At 60.0% G+C, this 20,738-nt stretch carries 21 protein-coding genes; 12 read left to right on the top strand and 9 right to left on the bottom strand.

Annotated features, from left to right (window positions below; all coding sequences use genetic code 11):
* Positions 1–77 precede the first annotated feature (77 nt).
* The 6 genes from ydcS to C6Y56_RS05270 all read left to right on the top strand — a co-directional run bounded on the left by ydcS (position 78) and on the right by C6Y56_RS05270 (position 7,518).
* Positions 78–1,229: a putative ABC transporter substrate-binding protein YdcS gene (gene ydcS / locus C6Y56_RS05295; protein ID WP_169429018.1), complete on the top strand. Its 1,152-nt coding sequence runs from the start codon at positions 78–80 to the stop codon at positions 1,227–1,229.
* 289 nt (positions 1,230–1,518) lie between these two features.
* Positions 1,519–2,556, top strand: a complete 1,038-nt coding sequence (locus C6Y56_RS05290; RefSeq protein ID WP_074691239.1) for an ABC transporter ATP-binding protein — start codon at positions 1,519–1,521, stop codon at positions 2,554–2,556.
* A gap of 1 nt (position 2,557) precedes the next feature.
* On the top strand, positions 2,558–3,493 hold the full coding sequence (locus tag C6Y56_RS05285) for an ABC transporter permease (protein ID WP_169429017.1): 936 nt from the start codon (positions 2,558–2,560) through the stop codon (positions 3,491–3,493).
* Positions 3,483–4,292, top strand: a complete 810-nt coding sequence (locus C6Y56_RS05280) for an ABC transporter permease (RefSeq protein ID WP_102688605.1) — start codon at positions 3,483–3,485, stop codon at positions 4,290–4,292. Before C6Y56_RS05285 ends, C6Y56_RS05280 begins: the two co-directional genes overlap by 11 nt.
* Before the next feature lie 171 nt (positions 4,293–4,463).
* Positions 4,464–5,888: a gamma-aminobutyraldehyde dehydrogenase gene (locus C6Y56_RS05275; RefSeq protein ID WP_169429016.1), complete on the top strand. Its 1,425-nt coding sequence runs from the start codon at positions 4,464–4,466 to the stop codon at positions 5,886–5,888.
* Positions 5,889–6,033: 145 nt separating this feature from the next.
* A complete protein-coding gene (locus C6Y56_RS05270; RefSeq protein ID WP_169429015.1) occupies positions 6,034–7,518 on the top strand; it encodes an APC family permease in 1,485 nt (494 codons plus the stop codon).
* On the opposite strand, the gene C6Y56_RS05265 is transcribed toward C6Y56_RS05270, so the two are convergent.
* Positions 7,508–7,687, bottom strand: coding sequence for a hypothetical protein (locus tag C6Y56_RS05265; protein ID WP_249314378.1), 180 nt, complete (start codon positions 7,685–7,687; stop codon positions 7,508–7,510). The genes C6Y56_RS05270 and C6Y56_RS05265 overlap by 11 nt on opposite strands.
* Before the next feature lie 447 nt (positions 7,688–8,134).
* On the opposite strand from C6Y56_RS05265, the gene C6Y56_RS05260 reads away from it, so the two are divergent.
* From C6Y56_RS05260 to C6Y56_RS05250, 3 genes are all read left to right on the top strand, one after another.
* A complete protein-coding gene (locus C6Y56_RS05260) occupies positions 8,135–8,641 on the top strand; it encodes a BRO-N domain-containing protein (RefSeq protein ID WP_169429013.1) in 507 nt (168 codons plus the stop codon).
* Positions 8,642–8,845: 204 nt separating this feature from the next.
* Positions 8,846–9,094 carry a CopG family ribbon-helix-helix protein gene (locus tag C6Y56_RS05255; protein WP_039769579.1) on the top strand — a complete coding sequence of 83 codons (249 nt, stop codon included), beginning with the start codon at positions 8,846–8,848 and terminating at the stop codon, positions 9,092–9,094.
* Positions 9,072–9,362 carry a type II toxin-antitoxin system RelE/ParE family toxin gene (locus C6Y56_RS05250; RefSeq protein ID WP_074691233.1) on the top strand — a complete coding sequence of 97 codons (291 nt, stop codon included), beginning with the start codon at positions 9,072–9,074 and terminating at the stop codon, positions 9,360–9,362. Before C6Y56_RS05255 ends, C6Y56_RS05250 begins: the two co-directional genes overlap by 23 nt.
* 36 nt (positions 9,363–9,398) lie before the next feature.
* Here the strand turns inward: C6Y56_RS05250 and C6Y56_RS05245 are convergent, their stop codons facing one another.
* Positions 9,399–9,584, bottom strand: coding sequence for a hypothetical protein (locus C6Y56_RS05245; RefSeq protein ID WP_007954656.1), 186 nt, complete (start codon positions 9,582–9,584; stop codon positions 9,399–9,401).
* 403 nt (positions 9,585–9,987) lie between these two features.
* Here C6Y56_RS05245 and C6Y56_RS05240 point away from each other — a divergent pair, with 403 nt between their 5' ends.
* Positions 9,988–11,616 (top strand): glucan biosynthesis protein D, encoded by a 1,629-nt coding sequence (locus tag C6Y56_RS05240; protein ID WP_169429012.1) that lies wholly within the window; start codon positions 9,988–9,990, stop codon positions 11,614–11,616.
* 72 nt (positions 11,617–11,688) lie between these two features.
* Here C6Y56_RS05240 and C6Y56_RS05235 read toward each other — a convergent pair whose 3' ends face one another.
* From C6Y56_RS05235 to C6Y56_RS05220, 4 genes are all read right to left on the bottom strand, one after another.
* Positions 11,689–12,222, bottom strand: coding sequence for a GNAT family N-acetyltransferase (locus C6Y56_RS05235; protein ID WP_169429011.1), 534 nt, complete (start codon positions 12,220–12,222; stop codon positions 11,689–11,691).
* 92 nt (positions 12,223–12,314) lie between these two features.
* Positions 12,315–13,421, bottom strand: coding sequence for an NADH:flavin oxidoreductase/NADH oxidase (locus tag C6Y56_RS05230; protein ID WP_169429010.1), 1,107 nt, complete (start codon positions 13,419–13,421; stop codon positions 12,315–12,317).
* 216 nt (positions 13,422–13,637) lie between these two features.
* Positions 13,638–15,347 carry a single-stranded-DNA-specific exonuclease RecJ gene (recJ, locus tag C6Y56_RS05225; RefSeq protein WP_169429009.1) on the bottom strand — a complete coding sequence of 570 codons (1,710 nt, stop codon included), beginning with the start codon at positions 15,345–15,347 and terminating at the stop codon, positions 13,638–13,640.
* A gap of 54 nt (positions 15,348–15,401) precedes the next feature.
* Positions 15,402–15,944, bottom strand: coding sequence for a YaeQ family protein (locus C6Y56_RS05220; protein WP_011332624.1), 543 nt, complete (start codon positions 15,942–15,944; stop codon positions 15,402–15,404).
* 146 nt (positions 15,945–16,090) lie between these two features.
* Between C6Y56_RS05220 and C6Y56_RS05215 the strand changes: the two genes are divergently transcribed.
* Complete coding sequence (locus C6Y56_RS05215) at positions 16,091–17,290, top strand: CaiB/BaiF CoA transferase family protein (RefSeq protein WP_169429008.1); 1,200 nt, start codon at positions 16,091–16,093, stop codon at positions 17,288–17,290.
* Between the two features lie 13 nt (positions 17,291–17,303).
* Positions 17,304–18,197: a TIGR02285 family protein gene (locus tag C6Y56_RS05210; protein WP_169429007.1), complete on the top strand. Its 894-nt coding sequence runs from the start codon at positions 17,304–17,306 to the stop codon at positions 18,195–18,197.
* A 174-nt stretch (positions 18,198–18,371) separates the two neighbouring features.
* On the opposite strand, the gene C6Y56_RS05205 is transcribed toward C6Y56_RS05210, so the two are convergent.
* The 3 genes from C6Y56_RS05205 to C6Y56_RS05195 all read right to left on the bottom strand — a co-directional run bounded on the left by C6Y56_RS05205 (position 18,372) and on the right by C6Y56_RS05195 (position 20,714).
* Positions 18,372–18,653, bottom strand: coding sequence for a DUF3509 domain-containing protein (locus C6Y56_RS05205; protein WP_169429006.1), 282 nt, complete (start codon positions 18,651–18,653; stop codon positions 18,372–18,374).
* Between the two features lie 164 nt (positions 18,654–18,817).
* Complete coding sequence (locus C6Y56_RS05200) at positions 18,818–19,225, bottom strand: DNA-binding protein (RefSeq protein ID WP_169429005.1); 408 nt, start codon at positions 19,223–19,225, stop codon at positions 18,818–18,820.
* A 118-nt stretch (positions 19,226–19,343) separates the two neighbouring features.
* Entirely contained in the window at positions 19,344–20,714 is a 1,371-nt protein-coding gene (locus C6Y56_RS05195; RefSeq protein ID WP_169432598.1) for a transporter substrate-binding domain-containing protein, read from the bottom strand.
* Positions 20,715–20,738 lie beyond the last annotated feature (24 nt).

The raw sequence follows: 20,738 nt of genomic DNA, 5'->3' as shown, positions 1-20,738 counted from the left end.
CTAATAACAAGCCGACCACGGCATGCTTCACCGCGTTCACAACTGCCCCGACCATAATTTAAAGAAGAGGGTTCACCATGTTCGTGCACAAGACCGCACTGCTCAGTGCAATCACCACGGCCCTGCTGGCCAGCGCCAGCCTGCAAGCCGCCGAGCCGCTGAAAGCCGTCGGCGCCGGCGAAGGCCAGCTGGATATCGTCGCCTGGCCCGGCTACATCGAACGCGGTGAAAGCGATAAGGCCTACGACTGGGTGACCGGTTTCGAGAAGGAAACCGGCTGCAAGGTGAATGTGAAAACCGCCGCTACCTCCGACGAAATGGTCAGCCTGATGGCCAAGGGCGGCTACGACCTGGTGACGGCGTCGGGCGATGCCTCGCTGCGGTTGATCGTCGGCAAGCGTGTGCAACCGATCAACACCGCGTTGATCCCGAACTGGAAAACCCTCGACCCGCGCCTGAAAGACGCGCCGTGGTACGTGGTCAACAAGCAAACCTACGGCACCCCCTACCAGTGGGGCCCGAACGTGCTGATGTACAACACCAACGTGTTCAAGACCGCGCCGACCAGCTGGAGCGTGGTGTTCGACGCGCAGAACCTGCCTGACGGCAAGCCGAACAAGGGCCGCGTGCAGGCCTACGACGGCCCGATCTACATCGCCGATGCGGCGCTCTATCTGAAGTCCACCAAGCCTGAGCTGGGGATCAAGGATCCGTACCAACTCACTGAAGATCAGTACAAGGCGGTGCTGGAACTGTTGCGCGCCCAGCAGAAGTTGATCCACCGCTACTGGCACGACACCACCGTGCAGATGAGCGACTTCAAGAACGAAGGGGTGGTCGCGTCCAGCGCCTGGCCGTATCAGGTCAACGGCCTGATCAACGAGAAACAACCGATTGCTTCGACCGTGCCGAAAGAAGGCGCCACCGGTTGGGCCGACACCACCATGCTGCACGCCGAGGCCAAGCACCCGAACTGCGCGTACAAGTGGATGGACTGGTCGCTGCAGCCGAAAGTCCAGGGTGACGTGGCGGCCTGGTTCGGCTCGTTGCCGGCGGTTCCGGCGGCTTGCCAGGGCAGTGAATTGCTCGGAGCTGAAGGCTGCAAGACCAACGGGTTTGATCAGTTCGACAAGATCGCTTTCTGGAAAACCCCGCAGGCTGAGGGTGGGAAGTTTGTGCCGTATAGCCGGTGGACGCAGGACTACATTGCGATTATGGGCGGTCGCTGATCTCGAATTCACCTCGGTCGAGCTCCCTTTCCCCCTCTCCCCTTGGGGCGGTCCGACGTTTCGGGAGGGCTGGGGTGAGGGGTGGTTTTTGACGTTGTCTTGATTCAGCGAAACCGCTGCCCTCACCCCCCGCCCTCTCCCGGAGGGAGAGGGCGCTAAAAGCAGATCGCGGCGTATCGACCAGATGAGTTAGCCAAAAAACATCGCATACACCGCCAAACGATCCAGTTTTTTCAGAAGTCCAGGCAGGGCCGCTGCGACGGCCCTCGCCTTTTCGGAGCACCGCACCATGACGCTTGCAGTCCAGTTCACCAACGTTTCCCGGCAGTTCGGCGAGGTGAAGGCCGTTGACCGGGTTTCCATCGATATCCAGGACGGCGAGTTCTTTTCCATGCTCGGCCCCTCCGGTTCGGGCAAGACCACGTGCCTGCGCCTGATCGCCGGGTTTGAGCAACCGAGCGCGGGCTCGATCCGCATTCACGGTGCCGAAGCCGCCGGTCTGCCGCCCTATCAACGCGACGTCAACACCGTGTTTCAGGATTACGCGCTGTTCCCGCACATGAACGTGCTGGACAACGTCGCGTACGGTTTGAAAGTCAAAGGCGTAAACAAAACCGAACGCCACAAACGCGCCGAAGAAGCCTTGGACATGGTCGCCCTCGGCGGTTACGGCGCCCGTAAACCGGTGCAATTGTCCGGCGGTCAGCGCCAACGTGTCGCCCTCGCCCGCGCTTTGGTCAATCGCCCACGAGTGCTGTTGCTCGACGAACCGTTGGGCGCCCTCGACCTGAAGCTGCGCGAACAGATGCAAAGCGAGCTGAAGAAGCTGCAACGCCAGCTCGGCATCACCTTCATCTTCGTCACCCACGACCAGACTGAAGCGCTATCGATGTCCGACCGCGTGGCCGTTTTCAACAAGGGGCGCATCGAGCAGGTCGACACCCCGCGCAATCTGTACATGAAACCCACCACCACCTTCGTCGCCGAATTCGTCGGCACTTCGAACGTGATTCGCGGCGATCTGGCGCGTCAGCTCAGCGGTCATCCGCAGCCGTTTTCGATCCGCCCGGAACACGTGCGTTTCGCCGAAGGCCCGCTGGCCAGTCACGAGATCGAAGTCAGCGGCCTGCTTCACGACATTCAATATCAGGGCAGCGCCACGCGCTATGAACTGACCCTGGAAAACGGCCAGACCCTGAGCATCAGCCAGGCCAACAATCAATGGATCGACAGCAGCGCGCAGCACCAGACCGGTCAGCGAATCAGCGCACGCTGGGCGCGGGAAGCGATGATTCCGTTGCACGACACCGTTGCGAGCGGGGTGTGACATGACCACCCTCGCCCTCCCTCAATCGGCGCCGTTGCGCAGGTTTTCCAACCTGCTGTATCGCAAGCCGAACCTGTACCTGTCGATGCTGCTGGTGCCGCCATTGTTGTGGTTCGGCGCGATTTATCTGGGCTCATTGCTGGTGCTGTTGTGGCAAGGTTTCTACACCTTCGACGACTTCACCATGGCGGTCACGCCGGACCTGACCCTGGCCAATTTCGCCGCGCTGTTTCAGCCATCGAATTTCGACATCATCCTGCGCACCCTGAGCATGGCCATCGTGGTGTCGATCGCCAGCGCCATCGTCGCGTTCCCGATTGCCTACTACATGGCGCGCTACACCACCGGCAAGACCAAGGCGTTTTTCTACATCGCGGTGATGATGCCGATGTGGGCCAGTTACATCGTCAAGGCCTACGCCTGGACGCTGCTGCTGGCCAAGGGCGGCGTGGCGCAGTGGTTCGTTCAGCACCTGGGGCTGGAGCCGGTGCTGCAGTTCATTCTGGGGATTCCCGGGGTCGGCGGCAGCACCTTGTCGACCTCGCATCTGGGCCGGTTCATGGTGTTTGTCTACATCTGGCTGCCGTTCATGATCCTGCCGATCCAGGCCTCGCTGGAGCGTCTGCCGCCATCGTTGCTGCAAGCCTCCGCCGACCTCGGGGCCAAGCCGCGCCAGACCTTCATGCAGGTGATTCTGCCGCTGTCGGTGCCGGGGATTGCCGCAGGTTCCATCTTCACGTTTTCGCTGACCTTGGGCGACTTCATCGTGCCGCAACTGGTGGGCCCGCCGGGCTACTTCGTCGGCAGCATGGTTTACGCGCAGCAAGGCGCAATCGGCAACATGCCGATGGCTGCGGCGTTCACGCTGGTGCCGATCGTGCTGATCGCCATTTACCTGTCCATCGTCAAACGACTGGGGGCCTTCGATGCACTCTGAGCGCGCTTCATTGGGCTTGCGTATCGCAGCCTGGGGCGGGTTGGTGTTTCTGCACTTCCCGATCCTGATCATCTTCCTCTACGCCTTCAACACCGAAGACGCGGCGTTCAGCTTTCCACCGAAGGGCTTCACCCTGCACTGGTTCAGCGTGGCGTTTTCCCGGCCGGACGTGCTGGAAGCGATCAAGCTGTCGTTGCAGATCGCGGCCATCGCCACGCTGATCGCGATGGTGCTCGGCACCCTCGCTTCCGCTGCGCTCTATCGCCGGGACTTCTTCGGCAAACAGGGCATTTCGCTGATGCTGATCCTGCCCATCGCGCTGCCGGGGATCATCACCGGGATCGCGCTGCTGGCGACCTTCAAGACGCTGGGCATTGAGCCTGGGATGTTCACCATCATCGTCGGCCACGCGACCTTCTGCGTGGTGATCGTCTACAACAATGTCATCGCCCGTTTGCGCCGCACCTCGCACAGCCTGATCGAGGCGTCGATGGATCTCGGCGCCGACGGCTGGCAGACCTTCCGCTACATCATCCTGCCGAACCTCGGCTCGGCGTTGCTCGCCGGCGGCATGCTCGCGTTCGCGCTGTCGTTCGACGAAATCATCGTCACCACCTTCACCGCCGGCCATGAACGCACCTTGCCGCTGTGGTTGCTCAACCAGTTGAGCCGCCCACGGGACGTGCCGGTGACCAACGTCGTGGCGATGCTCGTGATGCTGGTGACCATGCTGCCGATCCTCGGCGCCTACTACCTGACCCGGGGTGGCGAGAGCGTGGCCGGCAGCGGTGGGAAGTAACCGAATAACTGAAGAAACCGGATCGAAATGTGGGAGCGGGCTTGCTCGCGAAGAGGCAATCAAATTCAGCATTGATGTCGGCTGACCCACCGCTTTCGCGAGCAAGCCCGCTCCCACAATGGAACCCGGTTTCTTCAGAAAAATAACAATTGCTTCGAAGAGGACAATCAAATGCAAACCAAACTCTTGATCAACGGCCAACTGGTCAACGGCGAAGGCCCGGCGCAACCGGTGCTCAACCCGGCGCGCGGTGACGTGCTGGTGGAAATCAACGAAGCCACCGAAGCCCAGGTCGATGCCGCCGTGCGCGCCGCCGACAGTGCCTTCGCCGAATGGTCGCAGACCACGCCGAAAGACCGTTCGCTGTTGCTGCTCAAACTCGCCGACGCCATCGAAGCCCACGGCGAAGAACTGGCCAAACTGGAATCGGACAACTGCGGCAAACCCTACAGCGCTGCGCTGAACGACGAGATCCCAGCGATTGCCGACGTGTTCCGTTTCTTCGCCGGTGCCAGCCGTTGCATGAGTGGTTCGGCCGGTGGCGAATACTTGCCCGGCCACACCTCGATGATCCGCCGCGACCCGGTGGGCGTGATCGCCTCCATCGCGCCGTGGAACTACCCGCTGATGATGGTCGCCTGGAAAATCGCCCCGGCCCTCGCCGCCGGCAATACCGTGGTGCTCAAGCCGTCAGAACAAACCCCGCTGACCGCGTTGCGTCTGGCTGAACTGGCGTCGGATATTTTCCCGGCCGGCGTACTCAATCTGGTGTTCGGGCGTGGGCCGAGCGTGGGCAGTCCGCTGGTGACCCATCCGAAAGTGCGCATGGTGTCGCTGACCGGCTCCATCGCCACCGGTTCGAACATCATTTCCAGCACCGCCGACAGCGTCAAACGCATGCACATGGAATTGGGCGGCAAGGCGCCGGTGATCATCTTCGACGACGCCGACATTGATGCGGCGGTCGAAGGCATTCGCACCTTCGGCTTCTACAACGCTGGCCAGGACTGCACCGCGGCGTGCCGGATCTACGCCCAGCAAGGCATCTACGACAAGTTCGTGGAGAAACTTGGCGCAGCGGTCAGCAGCATCAAGTACGGCTTGCAGGATGATCCGTCGACCGAACTGGGGCCGCTGATCACCGCCCAGCATCGCGACCGGGTGGCCGGGTTTGTCGAACGCGCCGTGGCGCAACCGCACATTCGCTTGATCACTGGCGGCAAGGCTGTCGACGGCAACGGTTTCTTCTTCGAGCCGACCGTTCTGGCCGACGCCCAGCAGGACGACGAAATCGTCCGCCGCGAAGTGTTCGGGCCGGTGGTGTCGGTGACCAAATTCACCGATGAGGCTCAGGCGCTGGAGTGGGCCAACGATTCGGACTACGGCCTGGCGTCCTCGGTGTGGACGGCGGATGTAGGACGTGCGCATCGACTGTCCGCGCGGTTGCAGTACGGCTGCACCTGGGTGAACACGCACTTCATGCTTGTCAGCGAAATGCCCCACGGCGGTCAGAAACTGTCCGGCTACGGCAAGGATATGTCCATGTATGGGCTAGAGGACTACACCACGGTTCGGCATGTGATGTTCAAACACTAAAAGCATCCCCCGGCTTCAAGGCAGAAACCGGTCATCCGCAATACCAGGCATTCAAAACAATAACTACCGATCCGGGCGGCGCTCACCAAGCCCCGCCACGGTTTCGGCCATCCGAAATCTGCCGATTTCACGGAGCAAACACACAATGAGTGCATCACCCGATCTCTCTGCCGTCATTGCCGACAGCGATGCCGAACAACTGCGACGACTGGGCTACACCTCCAACTTCAACCGCAGCATGAGCCTGTGGGAAAACTTCGCGTTGGGCTTCACGTATCTGTCACCGGTCGTAGGGGTTTATACCCTGTTCGGCCTGTGCCTGGCCGCCGGCGGGCCTCCGATGTTCTGGGCCTATTTGCTGGTCGGCTGCGGGCAATTGCTGGTGTGCCTGATCTTCGGCGAAGTGGTGTCGCAGTTCCCGATTTCCGGTGGTGTTTATCCTTGGGCACGTCGCTTGGTGGGCAAGAAATGGGCGTGGATGGTCGGCTGGATCTACTCCATCGCCCTGTGCGTGACCATCGCCGCCGTGGCGGTCGGCGCCGGCCCGTACCTCGCGGCCATGTTGGGTTTTGAGCCGAGTAACAACACCAATATCGTCATCGCCCTGGTGCTGACGCTGTTCGCCACACTGGTGAACCTCAGCGGCACCAAAATGCTGGCGCGGATCGCCATGTTCGGCTTTCTCTGCGAACTGGTGGGCGCGGTAATCGTCGGCGTGTACCTGCTGATTTTCGAGCGTCACCAGCCGATCAGTGTGCTGTTCAACACTTTCGACATCAGCGTCGACGGCTCCTACCTGCCGGCCTTCCTCACTGCGTCGCTGGCCGGGATGTTTCTCTACTACGGCTTCGAAGCCTGCGGCGACGTGGCCGAAGAAACCCCGAATCCGAGCGCAAAAATCCCGGTGGCCATGCGCATGACCATCTACATCGGCGGCATCGCGGCGATGTTCGCCTGCCTCGCGCTGATCCTTGCCGTGCCGGACATGCAGGCGGTGATCAACGGCACCGACAAGGACCCGGTCACCACCATCCTCAACAACGCCTTCGGTCCGATCGGTTCGAAAGTGGTGATGGGCGTGGTAATGATTTCCTTCATCTCCTGCGTCATCAGCCTGCAAGCGGCGGCGAGTCGTCTGCTGTATTCCTACGCCCGCGATGAAATGGTGATCGGCAGCCGACTGCTGAAAAAGATTTCTCCTACGACCCAGGTTCCAGTTGCCGCGCTGTTCGTGTCCGGCGTCCTGCCCGGCCTGATCATCGCCCTCGGCTTCTTCCTGCAAGACGCCGTAGCGACCATCGTCAGCTTCGCCGCCATCGGCATCTACCTCGCATTCCAGATGATCGTCCTCGCCGCCCTGTACGCCCGCAGCAAAGGCTGGAAACCGAACGGCAAATTCACCCTCGGCGCCTGGGGCTGGCCGGTGAACATCGGCGCGCTGGTGTACGGCGTCGGCGCAATCATCAACATGGCCTGGCCACGCACACCCGATGCGGCGTGGTACATCAACTACGCGATGGTGCTGAGTACGGCGATCGTGATTGGTCTGGGGCTGGTTTACATGTGGATTGGCAAGCCGTATGACCATGGGAAGGCGCCGGCTGGGGATGCGTGGAAAGTTAGTCGCTGATACGAATAGCCCCGGAATCGTTGTTTGATTCCGGGGCTTGATCGGCATCGTCTCCGCGAAGCAAAACCATCAAATCGTCGGTACCCCATTTGATATCCGCTTTTCCGCGCACCTTGTCGAAACAATCTTCAGGATCTTTCGGACGGCTGTCCTTGCTGTGTTTGTTCAATGGTCTGCTCCACGTCACCGCAGTAATCGCTTTCAGGTGCATAGATATAGGAAATTCACGGGGAGAAGTGGAGCTTTCGTAAGCTCACGGCAAATACAGGAAACTCCTACAGATCCGCCCTTCTTGAAATAGCTGCAATTCCTACAACATCCGTCGGCAGAGTAGACTTGGCGCCGCTAGCGCCTGACCGATAGGCTTTATCCCGTCGCTGCCCAATCAGCGGCCCGGGGTCGAAGCCGGAAATCTGTCAAAACGGTGCTTGCGTGCCCCCATTGAACTGCGGCTGCTTTGCAACTTCAGTTCTGCGTTATGGCGGGCCGTGTGGCGCGGGCCTTCCGGCTTTTCCGTTTCGACAGGAAGTAACCCGACTTCGAACGCCACTCGGTTCGCCACCCAACTTTTCGAAGAGTTGGTGGCGACTTTCCTACTCGAAACGGAAGTCATCTCATGCCAGCACCTACTCACAATCCGAAGACTGAATATTTCACTCCCACCGTCTTCACCCGCCACAACCGCTTCCTCCACGCCCTCCTGCTCGATCATCAAGCCTGGTTCTGCGCACAGGATCTCGGCCGCATGATGGGCCATCCCTTGAACCTACGCGTCACGCTCAAACTCGACCCTGACCAACGCCGCACCGTCCGGCTGCGCAAGTACGGCAAAGTTGTCGATACGCCGATGGTCAGTGAATCCGGCATGTATGCGCTGCTGGTTCACCATTTCATCCCGGAAAACCGCAACCTGCGCCAATGGCTGAGTAATGAAGTCATTCCCATCCTGCGGGAAACCAGCTCAGCAATAGCGGAAAACTGTCCGAGCCTGAGCTCGATGCATTGGGCGGGCGTCACCGTGCCGCTGCTCCACTGGCAACAACAGGCTTGGGTGAAATGGCGTGATGTGCCTGAATTGGTGCAAGTACAGCAGCCGTATCCAGCGCCTCGCTCTTGCGGCTGACTCTGAAAGCCAGTGGATTTGCCCCAGCGGCGATTAGGTCGCCGGGGCATCAACCAAGCATTTAGCAACACATCCCGTCTTCCAGCCTCGTTCAAGTCCACTAGAGTTTTCCTCAACCTCGCACTCTGACTGGTTGACGCCGATGTTATTGCGGCCTAGGGTGTCTACGTCGTTTACAGCGTATACACACGCAGGAGATCTTCCATGGCCTCGCCCGTTTTATCCTTCCGCGTCGAAGAATTGCTCGCTCAACAATTGGATCAATTGGCCGCGGCCACTGACCGAGACCGCCAGTACCATCTCAAGCGTGCGTTGGTTAGATATGTGGAAGCGGAGTCTTGGCATCTGCAAGCCATCAGCGAGGGGATTGCTGATGCCGATGCTGGAAATCTTACCGATCTGGATGCCGTGAAGGCTAAGTGGGCAAAACGTGCCGAACGTAGTACTGACTGAACGAGCTGAAAACGATCTCGAAACAATTTTTGAGTATTACCAAGGCATCTTGGGTGCCAATCCAGCGTTTGGTGTCGTGAACTCCATTCTTGGAGCGTTTGATCAATTGAAGCAATTTCCGGGTTCAGGCCGGCCTTCAGTCGTACCGGATATACGTGAACTGGTGCTGACCCGTTATCCGTTCATTGCGCCATATCGCCTGGAGGATGGCCAGATCCAGGTCTTGAGAATTCTGCACCAGCGCGCAGAACAACCAGAAAATTGGTAAACCAGCCGTAGCAAGTACGGCTGGCTGTTCACCTCCCTAGAACCGCGAAACACTCCTCATCGCATCCACCAGATACCGCATCGCAATCCGGTCGCTTTCCGACAACTCGCGGTAACGCTCCACCAGTTTCAGTTCGTCAGGACTGAGCCGGCGTCTTCGCCGGACGTTGGTGAGGCAGGGAAAGATGCCCAACATTTCGGTGATGCCTTGTCCTTTTGTCATGGACGATGTCCTTTTCCAGTACGTCAGAAATTTTCGAAAACCGCATCGCCCTGCTCCTTTAAGCAGCGATTTGAGCCCTGCCGGTCGGATGGGTCGTGACCGGCGATACCCATAGAATAGAAATTAAATCGGCGCTGAAAAGCTGTTTTTAGAGTAATTAGTCGAAAAAAGCAGTTATGCCCTGTAAATCAGAAAAGGCTGTGGGATAAGTAACCGTAACGTCTTGTTTCATTGAGACGCTGTCGCCGTGCTATCAATGATTTTTGCAAAATCGGCGAACCGATTAAGCTAGCGGGCATCTGTTACTAGTCCGTAGCGTTTGGCCGAAGGCTTGTCCGAACCGTAATTTCTGATCCAGTACGTGCCAGGAACGGCGCGGGATTGTCCACGACAGGTTGTATTTATGCACCGCAGGAATTTGCTCAAAGCGTCCATGGCCATTGCGGCCTATACCGGTCTTTCGGCCACGGGCCTGCTGGCCTCCCGCGCCTGGGCCGCCTCTGGCGGTGCCGCCGACGGTGAAGCCCAGGCCTTCGACTTCGAAACGCTGAAGCGCCAAGCCAAACAACTGGCCGGCAGCGCGTATCAGGACACCAAACAGGTGCTGCCGCCGACCCTGGCGACCATGACCCCGCAGAATTTCAATGCGATCCGCTACGACGGCGAGCATTCGCTGTGGAAAGAGAACAAGGGTCAGCTCGATGTGCAGTTCTTCCACGTCGGCATGGGTTTCCGCCAACCGGTGCGCATGTACAGCGTCGATCCCAAGACTCGCACAGCCCGCGAGGTGCACTTCCGCCCTCAACTGTTCAACTATGAAAACACTTCGGTCGACACCCAGCAGCTCAAGGGCGACCTGGGTTTTGCCGGCTTCAAGCTGTTCAAGGCGCCGGAGCTGGATCGCCATGACGTGGTGTCCTTCCTCGGCGCCAGCTATTTCCGTGCGGTGGATGCCACTGGCCAATATGGCCTCTCCGCCCGTGGTCTGGCCATCGACACCTACGCCAAGAAGCGCGAAGAATTCCCTGACTTCACCAAATTCTGGTTCGAGACCCCGGATCAGAACGCGACCCGCTTCGTGGTCTACGCCCTGCTCGACTCGCCGAGCGCGACCGGCGCCTATCGCTTCGACATCGATTGCCAGGCCGAACGCGTGGTGATGGAGGTCGACGCCCACGTCAACGCCCGTACCGCCATCGAACAACTGGGCATCGCGCCGATGACCAGCATGTTCAGCTGCGGCACCCACGAGCGCCGGATGTGCGACACCATCCACCCGCAGATCCATGACTCGGATCGCCTGGCCATGTGGCGCGGCAACGGCGAGTGGATCTGCCGTCCGCTGAACAACCCGGCAACCCTGCAATTCAACGCCTTCGCCGACACCGATCCGAAAGGTTTCGGACTGGTGCAGACCGACCACGAATTCGCCAACTACCAGGACACCGTCGACTGGTACAGCAAGCGCCCAAGCCTGTGGGTAGAACCTACAACCGCGTGGGGCGAAGGCTCCATCGATCTGCTGGAAATTCCTACAACCGGCGAAACCCTCGACAACATCGTTGCGTTCTGGACGCCGAAAAAACCGGTGGCTGCCGGTGACTCGCTGAACTACGGCTACAAGCTCTATTGGAGCGCCTTGCCGCCGGTCGGCACGCCCCTGGCGCGAGTGCATGCCACCCGTTCCGGCATGGGTGGATTCGTCGAAGGCTGGGCTCCGGGCGAGCATTACCCGCCGGTCTGGGCCCGTCGCTTTGCTGTGGACTTCACCGGTGGAGGGCTGGATCGCCTGCCACAGGGCACCGGGATCGAGCCGGTGGTCACCTGCTCCAACGGCAAGGTGCAGGATTTCAGCGTGCTGGTGCTGGATGACATCAAGGGTTACCGGATCCTGTTCGACTGGTACCCGACCAATGACAGCGTCGAGCCGGTTGAACTGCGTCTGTTCATCCGCACCAACGACCGCACGCTGAGCGAGACCTGGTTGTACCAGTACTTCCCGCCGGCGCCGGACAAGCGCAAGTACCCTTGATGTTTTGAGGCGCCTGCCCGGGCTTGCTCGCGAAAGCGTCAGAATATTCAACATCGGATTGAAGGCACTGCGTCAGGTCAGTGGGCAATACAGATGAATGTCTTTGGGCTCTTGATCAAACAACTCAGGATCCGGGTGATCAACCAACCGGCAGCCCTGGCGCTGATAGAACTCCACGGTATTGCGCGACTCGGTCGCCGAGACATACAACGCCTCGGCGCCGATCTTCCGGCCATGGGCGCAGGCCAAGGCGAACAACCGCCCGCCCAATCCCTGCCCGCGCCAGGCACGGCTGATGTGCAGGAACTTCAACTGCCGCATCATAAGGCCCTGATTGTGAATAACCCGGTTATCCACAACCACTGCCGCCACCAGTGTCTCACCATCGAAAAGTCCGTGTAGCCACCCGCCGCTGCGCCAGCATTTTTCCAATACCCGCGCATTTTCCTCAGCTTCCCCTTCGGGCCATCCGCGCATGTCAAAACGCGCCGGATACAGAACCAGCTCACCGTTTTCCACGCGATAGCACTCCTCAACCAACTCACTGCGGTCGATCAGCGCCAGCAGCGGCAAATCCGATTCAGTCAGCGCTCGTTCGATCAACATTGCGGCTCATTCCTTTGCAATTTCCGGATAGCGGGCAAGAAAAAACCCGCCGTTTCAATGGCGGGTTTTATAGGCGTTGCGACAGGTCGGAATCAATCCCGCAGATCAGACTCGTGAATCGGCTGATCCCGATGGGTCGCACGTTGATACTGCGCCGGCCACACGGCTTTGCGCCCGCCCAGGTCATCGTCGGCATGCAATGGCCAATACGGATCACGCAGCAGCTCACGGGCGAGGAAGATGATATCGGCCTGGCAGGTTCTCAGGATGTGCTCGGCCTGAGCCGGCTCGGTAATCATTCCCACGGTGCCGGTGGCGATGCCTGACTCCTTGCGCACCCGCTCGGCAAAACGCGTTTGATAACCCGGCCCCACGGGGATTTCCGCGTTGACCGCCGTACCGCCCGAAGACACGTCGATCAAATCAGCCCCCAAGGCTTTCAGGCGTCGCGCCAGCTCCACGGTTTCATCCGGATTCCAGCCGTCCTCGACCCAATCGGTAGCCGACAAACGCACAAACACCGGCAGTTCCTCAGGCCACACCGCGCGCACCGCCTCGGTCACTTGCAGCACGAGACGAATGCGGTTTTCAAACGAGCCGCCGTACTGATCACGACGCTGATTACTCAGCGGCGAAAGAAACTGATGCAGCAGATAACCGTGCGCCGCATGCACCTCGACCACACTGAAACCGGCAGTCAGCGCTCGTTTGGCCGCTGCCACGAAGTCCTGAATGACCTGAGCGATCTGCCCCTCATCCAGTTGTTTCGGTTGCGTGTGTTGCGGGTCAAAGGCAATCGGCGACGGCCCGACCGGCGTCCAGCCACCGTCCTCCGGTTTGACGCTGCCATGTTTGCCGATCCACGGCCGGTGGGTGCTGGCCTTGCGCCCGGCGTGGGCCAGTTGAATGCCGGCCACTGCGCCCTGTGCGTTGATGAAACGGGTGATGCGTTGCAGCGGTGCGATCTGTTCGTCGTTCCACAGGCCCAGGTCTTCGGCGGTGATCCGCCCGTCGGCCGTGATCGCCGTGGCTTCGGTAAAGACCAGACCTGCGCCCCCTACTGCACGGCTGCCGAGGTGCACCAGATGCCAGTCGTTGGCCAGGCCATCGACGCTGGAGTACTGGCACATGGGCGACACGGCGATGCGGTTGGGCAAGGTCAGTTGGCGAAGGGTAAAGGGTTCAAGCAGCAGACTCATGGGGCACCTCTCAAATCAGTGGGCAGGCTCCAGGGTTCTGTTTGAAAAGTCGACGAGTGACAGGAAAAAGGTACAGCACCCGCCCCCGCGGGCAAAAAATTCGACAAGACGTCACAAGGCCAATCAAGCAGTGCTTAGAGCCTAGTCGACATCCGGGGATGAGGGAGGGTTCAGAGTGATTCTGTGTGTGTGTAAGTCCGCTTGCTCGCGAAGGGATCAACGCGGTTCGATGTGGGCAATCATCAGTTGCACGGTTTCATTGCCGCGAAACTCGTTGAGATCGAGTTTGTAGGCCAGTTCGACCCATTTGATCGTCGGGTTCGGCCAGATATCGCGATCAATCCCGAAGGCGATGCCATCAAGCTTTACCGAACCACACTCGGTCTTCAGCACCACTTTGAGGTGCCGCTCACCCACTACGCGCTGCTCGACCAACTGGAACACGCCGTGAAACAGCGGCTCCGGAAAATGCTGGCCCCACGGCCCGGCATGACGCAGGGCGCGAGCCAGCTCCAGATGAAATTCCTCGACTGCCAGCGTGCCGTCCGACAGCAGACGCCCGGTCAAATCTTCTTCGCGAAGCTGCCTGCGCACCTCGGCATCGAAAGCCTCGGCAAACAACGGAAAATGCTCCTGCGGCAAGGTCAGACCGGCCGCCATCGCGTGGCCGCCGTACTTGCTGATCAGGTCCGGATGCTGCGCTGCCACCACGCTCAATGCATCGCGAATATGAAAGCCCTGCACCGAACGCCCCGAGCCCTTGAGCAAACCGTCGCCGGCATCGGCGAAGGCGATGGTCGGGCGGAAATAACGCTCTTTCATCCGCGACGCCAGAATGCCGATGACACCCTGGTGCCATTCCGGGTCGAACAGGCAGAGACCGAACGGCATTGACTCGACCGGCAAGTCCTTGAGCTGGGCCAGCGCCTCACGCTGCATGCCCTGTTCGATGGATTTGCGATCCTGGTTCATGCCGTCCAGTTGCGCGGCCATTTCCCGGGCCAGCACAGCGTCGTGGGTCAGCAGGCATTCGATGCCCAGGCTCATGTCATCCAGACGCCCTGCCGCGTTCAGGCGCGGGCCGACGATAAAGCCAAGATCTGTGGAAGTAATCCGCGAAGCCTCGCGCTTGGCCACTTCAAGGATCGCCTTGATCCCCGGCCGCGCACGTCCGGCGCGAATCCGCTCCAGGCCCTGGTGCACCAGAATCCGGTTGTTGGCATCCAGCGGCACCACGTCGGCAACGCTGCCCAGCGCCACCAGATCCAGCAGTTCGCCGATGTTCGGTTGAGGCTTGCTCTCGTACCAGCCGAGGCTGCGCAGGCGTGCGCGCAAGGCCATCAACACATAGAAAATCACCCCGACCCCGGCCAGCGCCTTGCTCGGAAACTCGCAACCGGGCTGGTTCGGATTGACCAGTGCATCGGCTTGCGGCAATTCATCGCCGGGCAAGTGGTGGTCGGTAATCAAGACCTTCAAACCGTGACGTTTCGCTGCAGCAACGCCTTCGACGCTGGAAATACCGTTGTCGACGGTGATCAACAGTTGCGGCTCGCGGGTCATCGCGACTTCGACAATTTCCGGGGTCAGACCGTAGCCGTATTCGAAGCGGTTAGGCACCAGATAATCGACGTGCGCTGCGCCCAACAGGCGCAAGCCGAGCACGCCGACGGTGCTGGCCGTCGCGCCATCGGCGTCGAAGTCACCGACAATCAGGATCCGCTGACGCTGCTCCAGCGCCGTCACCAGCAGGTCCACCGCCGCATCGATCCCTTTGAGCTGCTGGAACGGAATCAACCGCGCCAGGCTCTTATCCAGCTCTGCCTCGGACTGCACGCCTCGCGCCGCGTACAGGCGGGTCAGCAGCGGTGGCAGGTCACCGAGAAACGGCAGAGTGGCAGGCAACGGGCGAGGATCGATACGCATGGGGTGACAGGAACTTCTCTTGAATACGTGGGATTTTTCGGGAGTAACGCGGACTTAACCGCGCTCGCCTTGCAGCCAGGTGAGCTGGACTTCGTGCTGGCCACGGTCGTCGGTGACGAAGATCGTGCCTTCGCTGATCATCACGTCCCACTTGATGACGCGGGGCATGTCCTTGGCCAGGGTTTCCAGCACTTCCTGCGGAACAGCGGCGATGTTGACGTTCTTCAGGTTTTTGATCGCCGGGATCACCTTGCCTTCCCAGACGCGCAGGCTGCCGTAGGCCAGCAGGCTGGTGCGTTCGGTGCGACGGGAGCACCAGGTCAGACGATCAGCGTCAGGCTGTCCGACTTCGATCCAGTGCAGGACACGGTCGTCCAGGCTCTTTTCCCACAACGCAGGTTCGTCCACGTCCGACAGACCACGACCGAACGACAGTTGCTCGTTGTACCAGAGCGCGTAGGCCAACAGGCGTACGGTCATGCGCTCTTCGGTTTCCGAAGGGTGACGGGCGATGGTCTGCTTCACGTTCTCGTAGACGCTGCGGTCGAGATCGGTGAGGTTCAGTTCGAATTTGTAGGTAGTGGACGGCTGGGCCATGAACGGGCTTCTTGATACGAGGAAAGTCGGCAAGTCTAACCGATGCTGTAGGCAATCCACGAATTGATGGCGATCAACCTTACGCGACTGACAGCCGGCTATGTTAAAACGCTGTATCCGCTCAGCCTTGTCCTACAGGATCTCGCATGCCGTTCGCCAACAAACCGCTCAGCGGTCTGAAAGTCATTGAATTGGGTACTTTGATTGCCGGGCCGTTTGCCTCGCGCATTTGCGGCGAGTTCGGTGCCGAAGTGATCAAGATCGAATCGCCGGACGGCGGCGATCCGCTGCGCAAGTGGCGCAAGCTCTATGAAGGCACTTCGTTGTGGTGGTTCGTCCAGGCGCGCAACAAAAAGTCCCTGACGCTGAACCTCAAACACCCCGACGGTCTGGCGATCCTGAAAAAACTGCTGGGTGAAGCCGACATCCTGATCGAGAACTTCCGCCCCGGCGTGCTGGAAAAACTCGGCCTGAGTTGGGAAACCCTGCATGCGCTGAATCCGAAACTGGTGATGGTGCGCCTGTCCGGGTTCGGCCAGACCGGGCCGATGAAGGATCAGCCTGGGTTCGGCGCGGTCGGCGAATCCATGGGCGGCCTGCGCTATATCACTGGTTTCGAGGACCGGCCACCGGTGCGCACCGGAATTTCCATCGGCGATTCGATTGCGGCTTTGTGGGGTGTGATCGGCGCATTGATGGCTTTGCGTCATCGCGAGGTCAACGGCGGCCTCGGCCAGGTGGTCGATGTGGCACTGTACGAAGCGATCTTCGCCATGATGGAAAGCATGGTGCCGGAGTTCGATGTGTTCGGCTTCATTCGCGAGCGCACCGGCAACATCATGCCGGGCATCACGCCCTCCTCGATCCACACCAGCGCCGACGGCAAACATGTGCAGATCGGCGCCAACGGCGATGCGATCTTCAAGCGTTTCATGTTGATCATCGGCCGTGAGGATCTGGCCAATGATCCGACGCTGGCCAGCAATGACGGGCGCGACACCCGCCGCGACGAGCTGTACGGCGTGATCGACCGCTGGGTCAATTCGCTGCCGCTGCAAACCGTGCAGGACCTGCTGAACCAGGCCGAAGTGCCGGCCAGCCGGATCTTCAGCGCCGAAGACATGTTCAACGATCCGCAGTACCTGGCCCGGGAAATGTTCCTGCACGCCAAACTGCCGGACGGCAAACCTTTCAAGATGCCCGGCATCGTGCCGAAACTCTCTGAAACACCCGGCACGTCCGAATGGGTCGGACCGCAGCTCGGTGAACACAATGCGCAGGTACTCCACGATCTTGGCTACGACGAGAAGCAGATCGCCCGGCTGCGCGAAGACGGAGCCATCTGAGCTGAAGCGCCTGATGCCCTCGGCCTCGAACCGCGCCCACCATTGGTGGACCTGGCGGTTGTTCGGCCTGCTGTTCCTGCTGGTGCTGCCGGCGTGGGCGCAGGCCAAACCGACGTTGATCTGGCTGCTGCGCGACCTGCCGCCGCTGACGATCTTCGAAGGCCCGAAAAAGGGTTTGGGCGTTATCGATCAATTGATGCCGATGCTGATTGCCGGCATGCCGCAATACGAACACACCTTGATGCGAGTCAATCGCGCCCGTGGCATTCAAATGCTGCATGAACATCCCTTCGCCTGCGATCCGTCGCTGGTCTGGAACAAGGAACGGGCACAGTGGATCGCCTTCTCCATTCCCGCGTTTCGCGCGGTCAGCAATGGGCTGGTGGTGCGTCAGAGAGATCGCGAAGTGCTGGAGCCGTTTCTGGTCGACGATGAAGTCGACCTGTCGGCATTTCTGGCCAACGGCAAACGAAAAGTCGGCGTGGTAGCCGAGCGCAGCTATGGCGAGTACATCGATGCATTGCTGCGTCAGGCGCCGAATGGCGCGTTGACACCCCATTACGGTAACGACGCACTCAGCAGCCTGTTGTCGATGCAGCGCCTGGGGCGTTTACAGGTGGTCCTGGGTTACTGGCCGGAAATCCGTTATCAGGCGCGGCAGGCCGAGATAGCCGAGGACGAGTTGCTGTTTTTTCCGATTCGCGGCACGGACAAGTACCTGTCCGGCCATGTCGGCTGTACCGACACTACGGCGGGTCGACAGGCGATCACTGAGATCAATCAACTGTTGCGCTCCCTGCCCCACGAGCATCTTGACCGGCTCTACGCCGACTGGCTTGACCCCGAGAGGCGTCAGGACTATCTGGAACAGGCGCGGATTTTCTTCCAGCAACAAGCCGCGCAGTGAAATCCGGGCAAAAAGAAACCCCGAGAAGTGGGGAGACGACTCGGGGTTAAACGTGGTCTGTATCAAAGACCCGTAGCAGCAAGCGACAAGCACCGGAGCACAATGCTTGCTCCTGCTGTTACGGGTTCTGACTGATCTGGGTGCAGGAAGGTTCCCACAAAATATAAATCAGTTTCAGAGGGTCGGGTGCTTGTCGCGGGCTGCGTTTCGCAACGCGGCGATGACACAGGGTTCCAGCCGGCCTTCGGCAATCAGGATGTCACGGTGCAAGCCGTCAACCACATCCGTGAGTTGGCGTTTGTCGTTCAATTGCGCCTGATTGAATTCTCGCTCCACCACGATCGCGCCGCTGCCGTTCTTCAAGGTCACCAGGCATTCGCCGTGGCGCCCCCGAGGGGTCAACGTCACCTGATACGGGCTCAGAGCCTCACCGAGCAATAGACTGATACTTTCCATCTCGATCTCCACTCAATAGTCCGAAAACACAGTGTCTGGGGCGTATTCACAGTAAATGACCACCGCCCCGAGAGGAAAGTTCTACCAGCCGCCGGCCTCTCCCGGAGCGTCACCGGCCTATCGGAGCATGCAGGTTGAAGATGACAGAAAAAATAACCAGGGGCTCAGGCGTCGACGGAGTGCCGGGGAAGCGCCATGTAAGTATCCAGCAGTGACCTCATCAATACCGCCGAGACCGGCGTGTGCAGGCAGCCAAGCAAGGTGATCCGCTGCTCGCCCAGCAAGGTTTCCAGATCCTCCAGCAGACTGGGTGCCACGGCGCCCAGCAGAATCATCGCCCGCGCGTCCTGCCGGTCGGCCAGATACCGGATCAGCGCTAACCCGTCACCGCTCTGCAATTGTGGATTGCACAGGGTGATGTCGACGGCCCCGCGACGCTCCAATGAGCGCTTTGCCGAACCCAGCGACGGCGCCGTCAACACATCGTAGATACCGATGGCGTTGAGCATCTGGTGCAACGCCATCAGCTGGAACGGATTGGGTTCTAGAATCAGGATCTTGAGCGAGCGCATGGGACGACCTCTGGAGCGACAATCGCGGATTCACGCCGCAGTGGCCTGTCACTCTAGGGCAGTCGTCCTAAGCCTCCCATCAGAAAAGGAATCGCGGCTTATAGGACTTTTCCCATCTTCAATGCAGACATCGACACCCGCTCTCTTTCCGCCGCTGGGTGATGTCCGTCCAGCCTCCGAGCAGGCCACGCAACTTTCCATCGGCGCTGTAAAACGGCACCGTCCACTGATAGATCTGACGAGGCCCGCCCTTGAACAACAGCTGCCGCTTGCTGAAGCGCGTTTTACGGGTGCCCAGCTGCGCCATGAATTCGTCGTGCAGCATCAATGCCGTGGCCTGTGGAAGCGCATCGAACTCGAACAACATCCGGCCCTTCACCTGCTCCTGCCGGACCGACAGCGCATCTTCATAACTACGGTTGGACATGATCAACCGGCCCTGCAGATCACGAACGAACACGGGGTCAGGCATCGCATCGATCAATGCATGTTGAAAGGCCAGTTGATCACCCAGATCCTGCTCGACCGCGCGTCGCTGTTTTATTTCAGCCGCCAGCCGGCGGTTCCACAGCAAGGGCAATAGTCCGAACAAGCCGAGCCCGCCCATCGCCCAGCACCCCCACTTGATCAGGAGCGAGCCGATCGAAGGTGCCGGCGCAGGAGAAACGCCGTCCAGCCATTTCAGGCGCATGGCACGCAGCTCTGCCGCGGAGAAAGCGCCCAATGCCTTATTGAGGATGCTCACCAGCTCAGGCAGCCCTTTGCGTACCGCCAGATGATCGGCCTCCCACTTGCCCTCCACGAGCCCCCCGACCCTGAGCAGGCCGGAGGGAAACAGCTGAGCGCCGATCTCGTTCTCGATGGTGGCGTAGGCCTCGCCACTCTCGACCAGCGCCCGCGCCTCGGCATAGGTCTTGACCGAACGGATCTGGATCAAAGGGTAGTCGCGTCGAATGCTGTCCTCCAGCGCATGGCGGGCTGGCAACACCAGCACCCGCCTGGCAAGCGCTTCGAGCGACTGTATCGCCGGTTCGCCCGAATGACCGACGAACACCCAGCCGGCACCGCCGAACGCGTGACTGAAATCCAGAAACGCCTTGCGTTCTTCGTTCATTGCCAGCGTCGTACTGATGTCGGCCTCGCCACTCTGGAGCCGTTCCAGCATGTGATCGGTGGAAAACGACTCCTGATGGACGAACTGCAGTCCGGTCATGGCGCTGATGTGTTTGAGCACATCGTTGTTCAAACCGCTCCACTGGCCATGTTCGTCCTGAAACAGATACAACGGGTATTGCACCGACGCGACGGTCACCCGGGGGTTATCCCGAATCCACTGACGCTCACGCTCATCCAGCTCGATGAGCTGAACCGTCTCCACCGCATCGGCATGCTTCGCCAGATGGGCTGCTTCGGTCCATTGCGACAACCCGAAGCCCCCCAATAAAAACAACCAGCACAGGGCTGGTTTCAATCCTGAAAAAAACCGCATTGCCACATCCTTCGTCATCGACTC

Origin of the sequence: Pseudomonas fluorescens, assembly GCF_012974785.1 — a bacterium.
GTDB classification, from domain to species: domain Bacteria; phylum Pseudomonadota; class Gammaproteobacteria; order Pseudomonadales; family Pseudomonadaceae; genus Aquipseudomonas; species Aquipseudomonas fluorescens_BT.
This window is presented reverse-complemented; position numbering and strand designations above follow the sequence as displayed.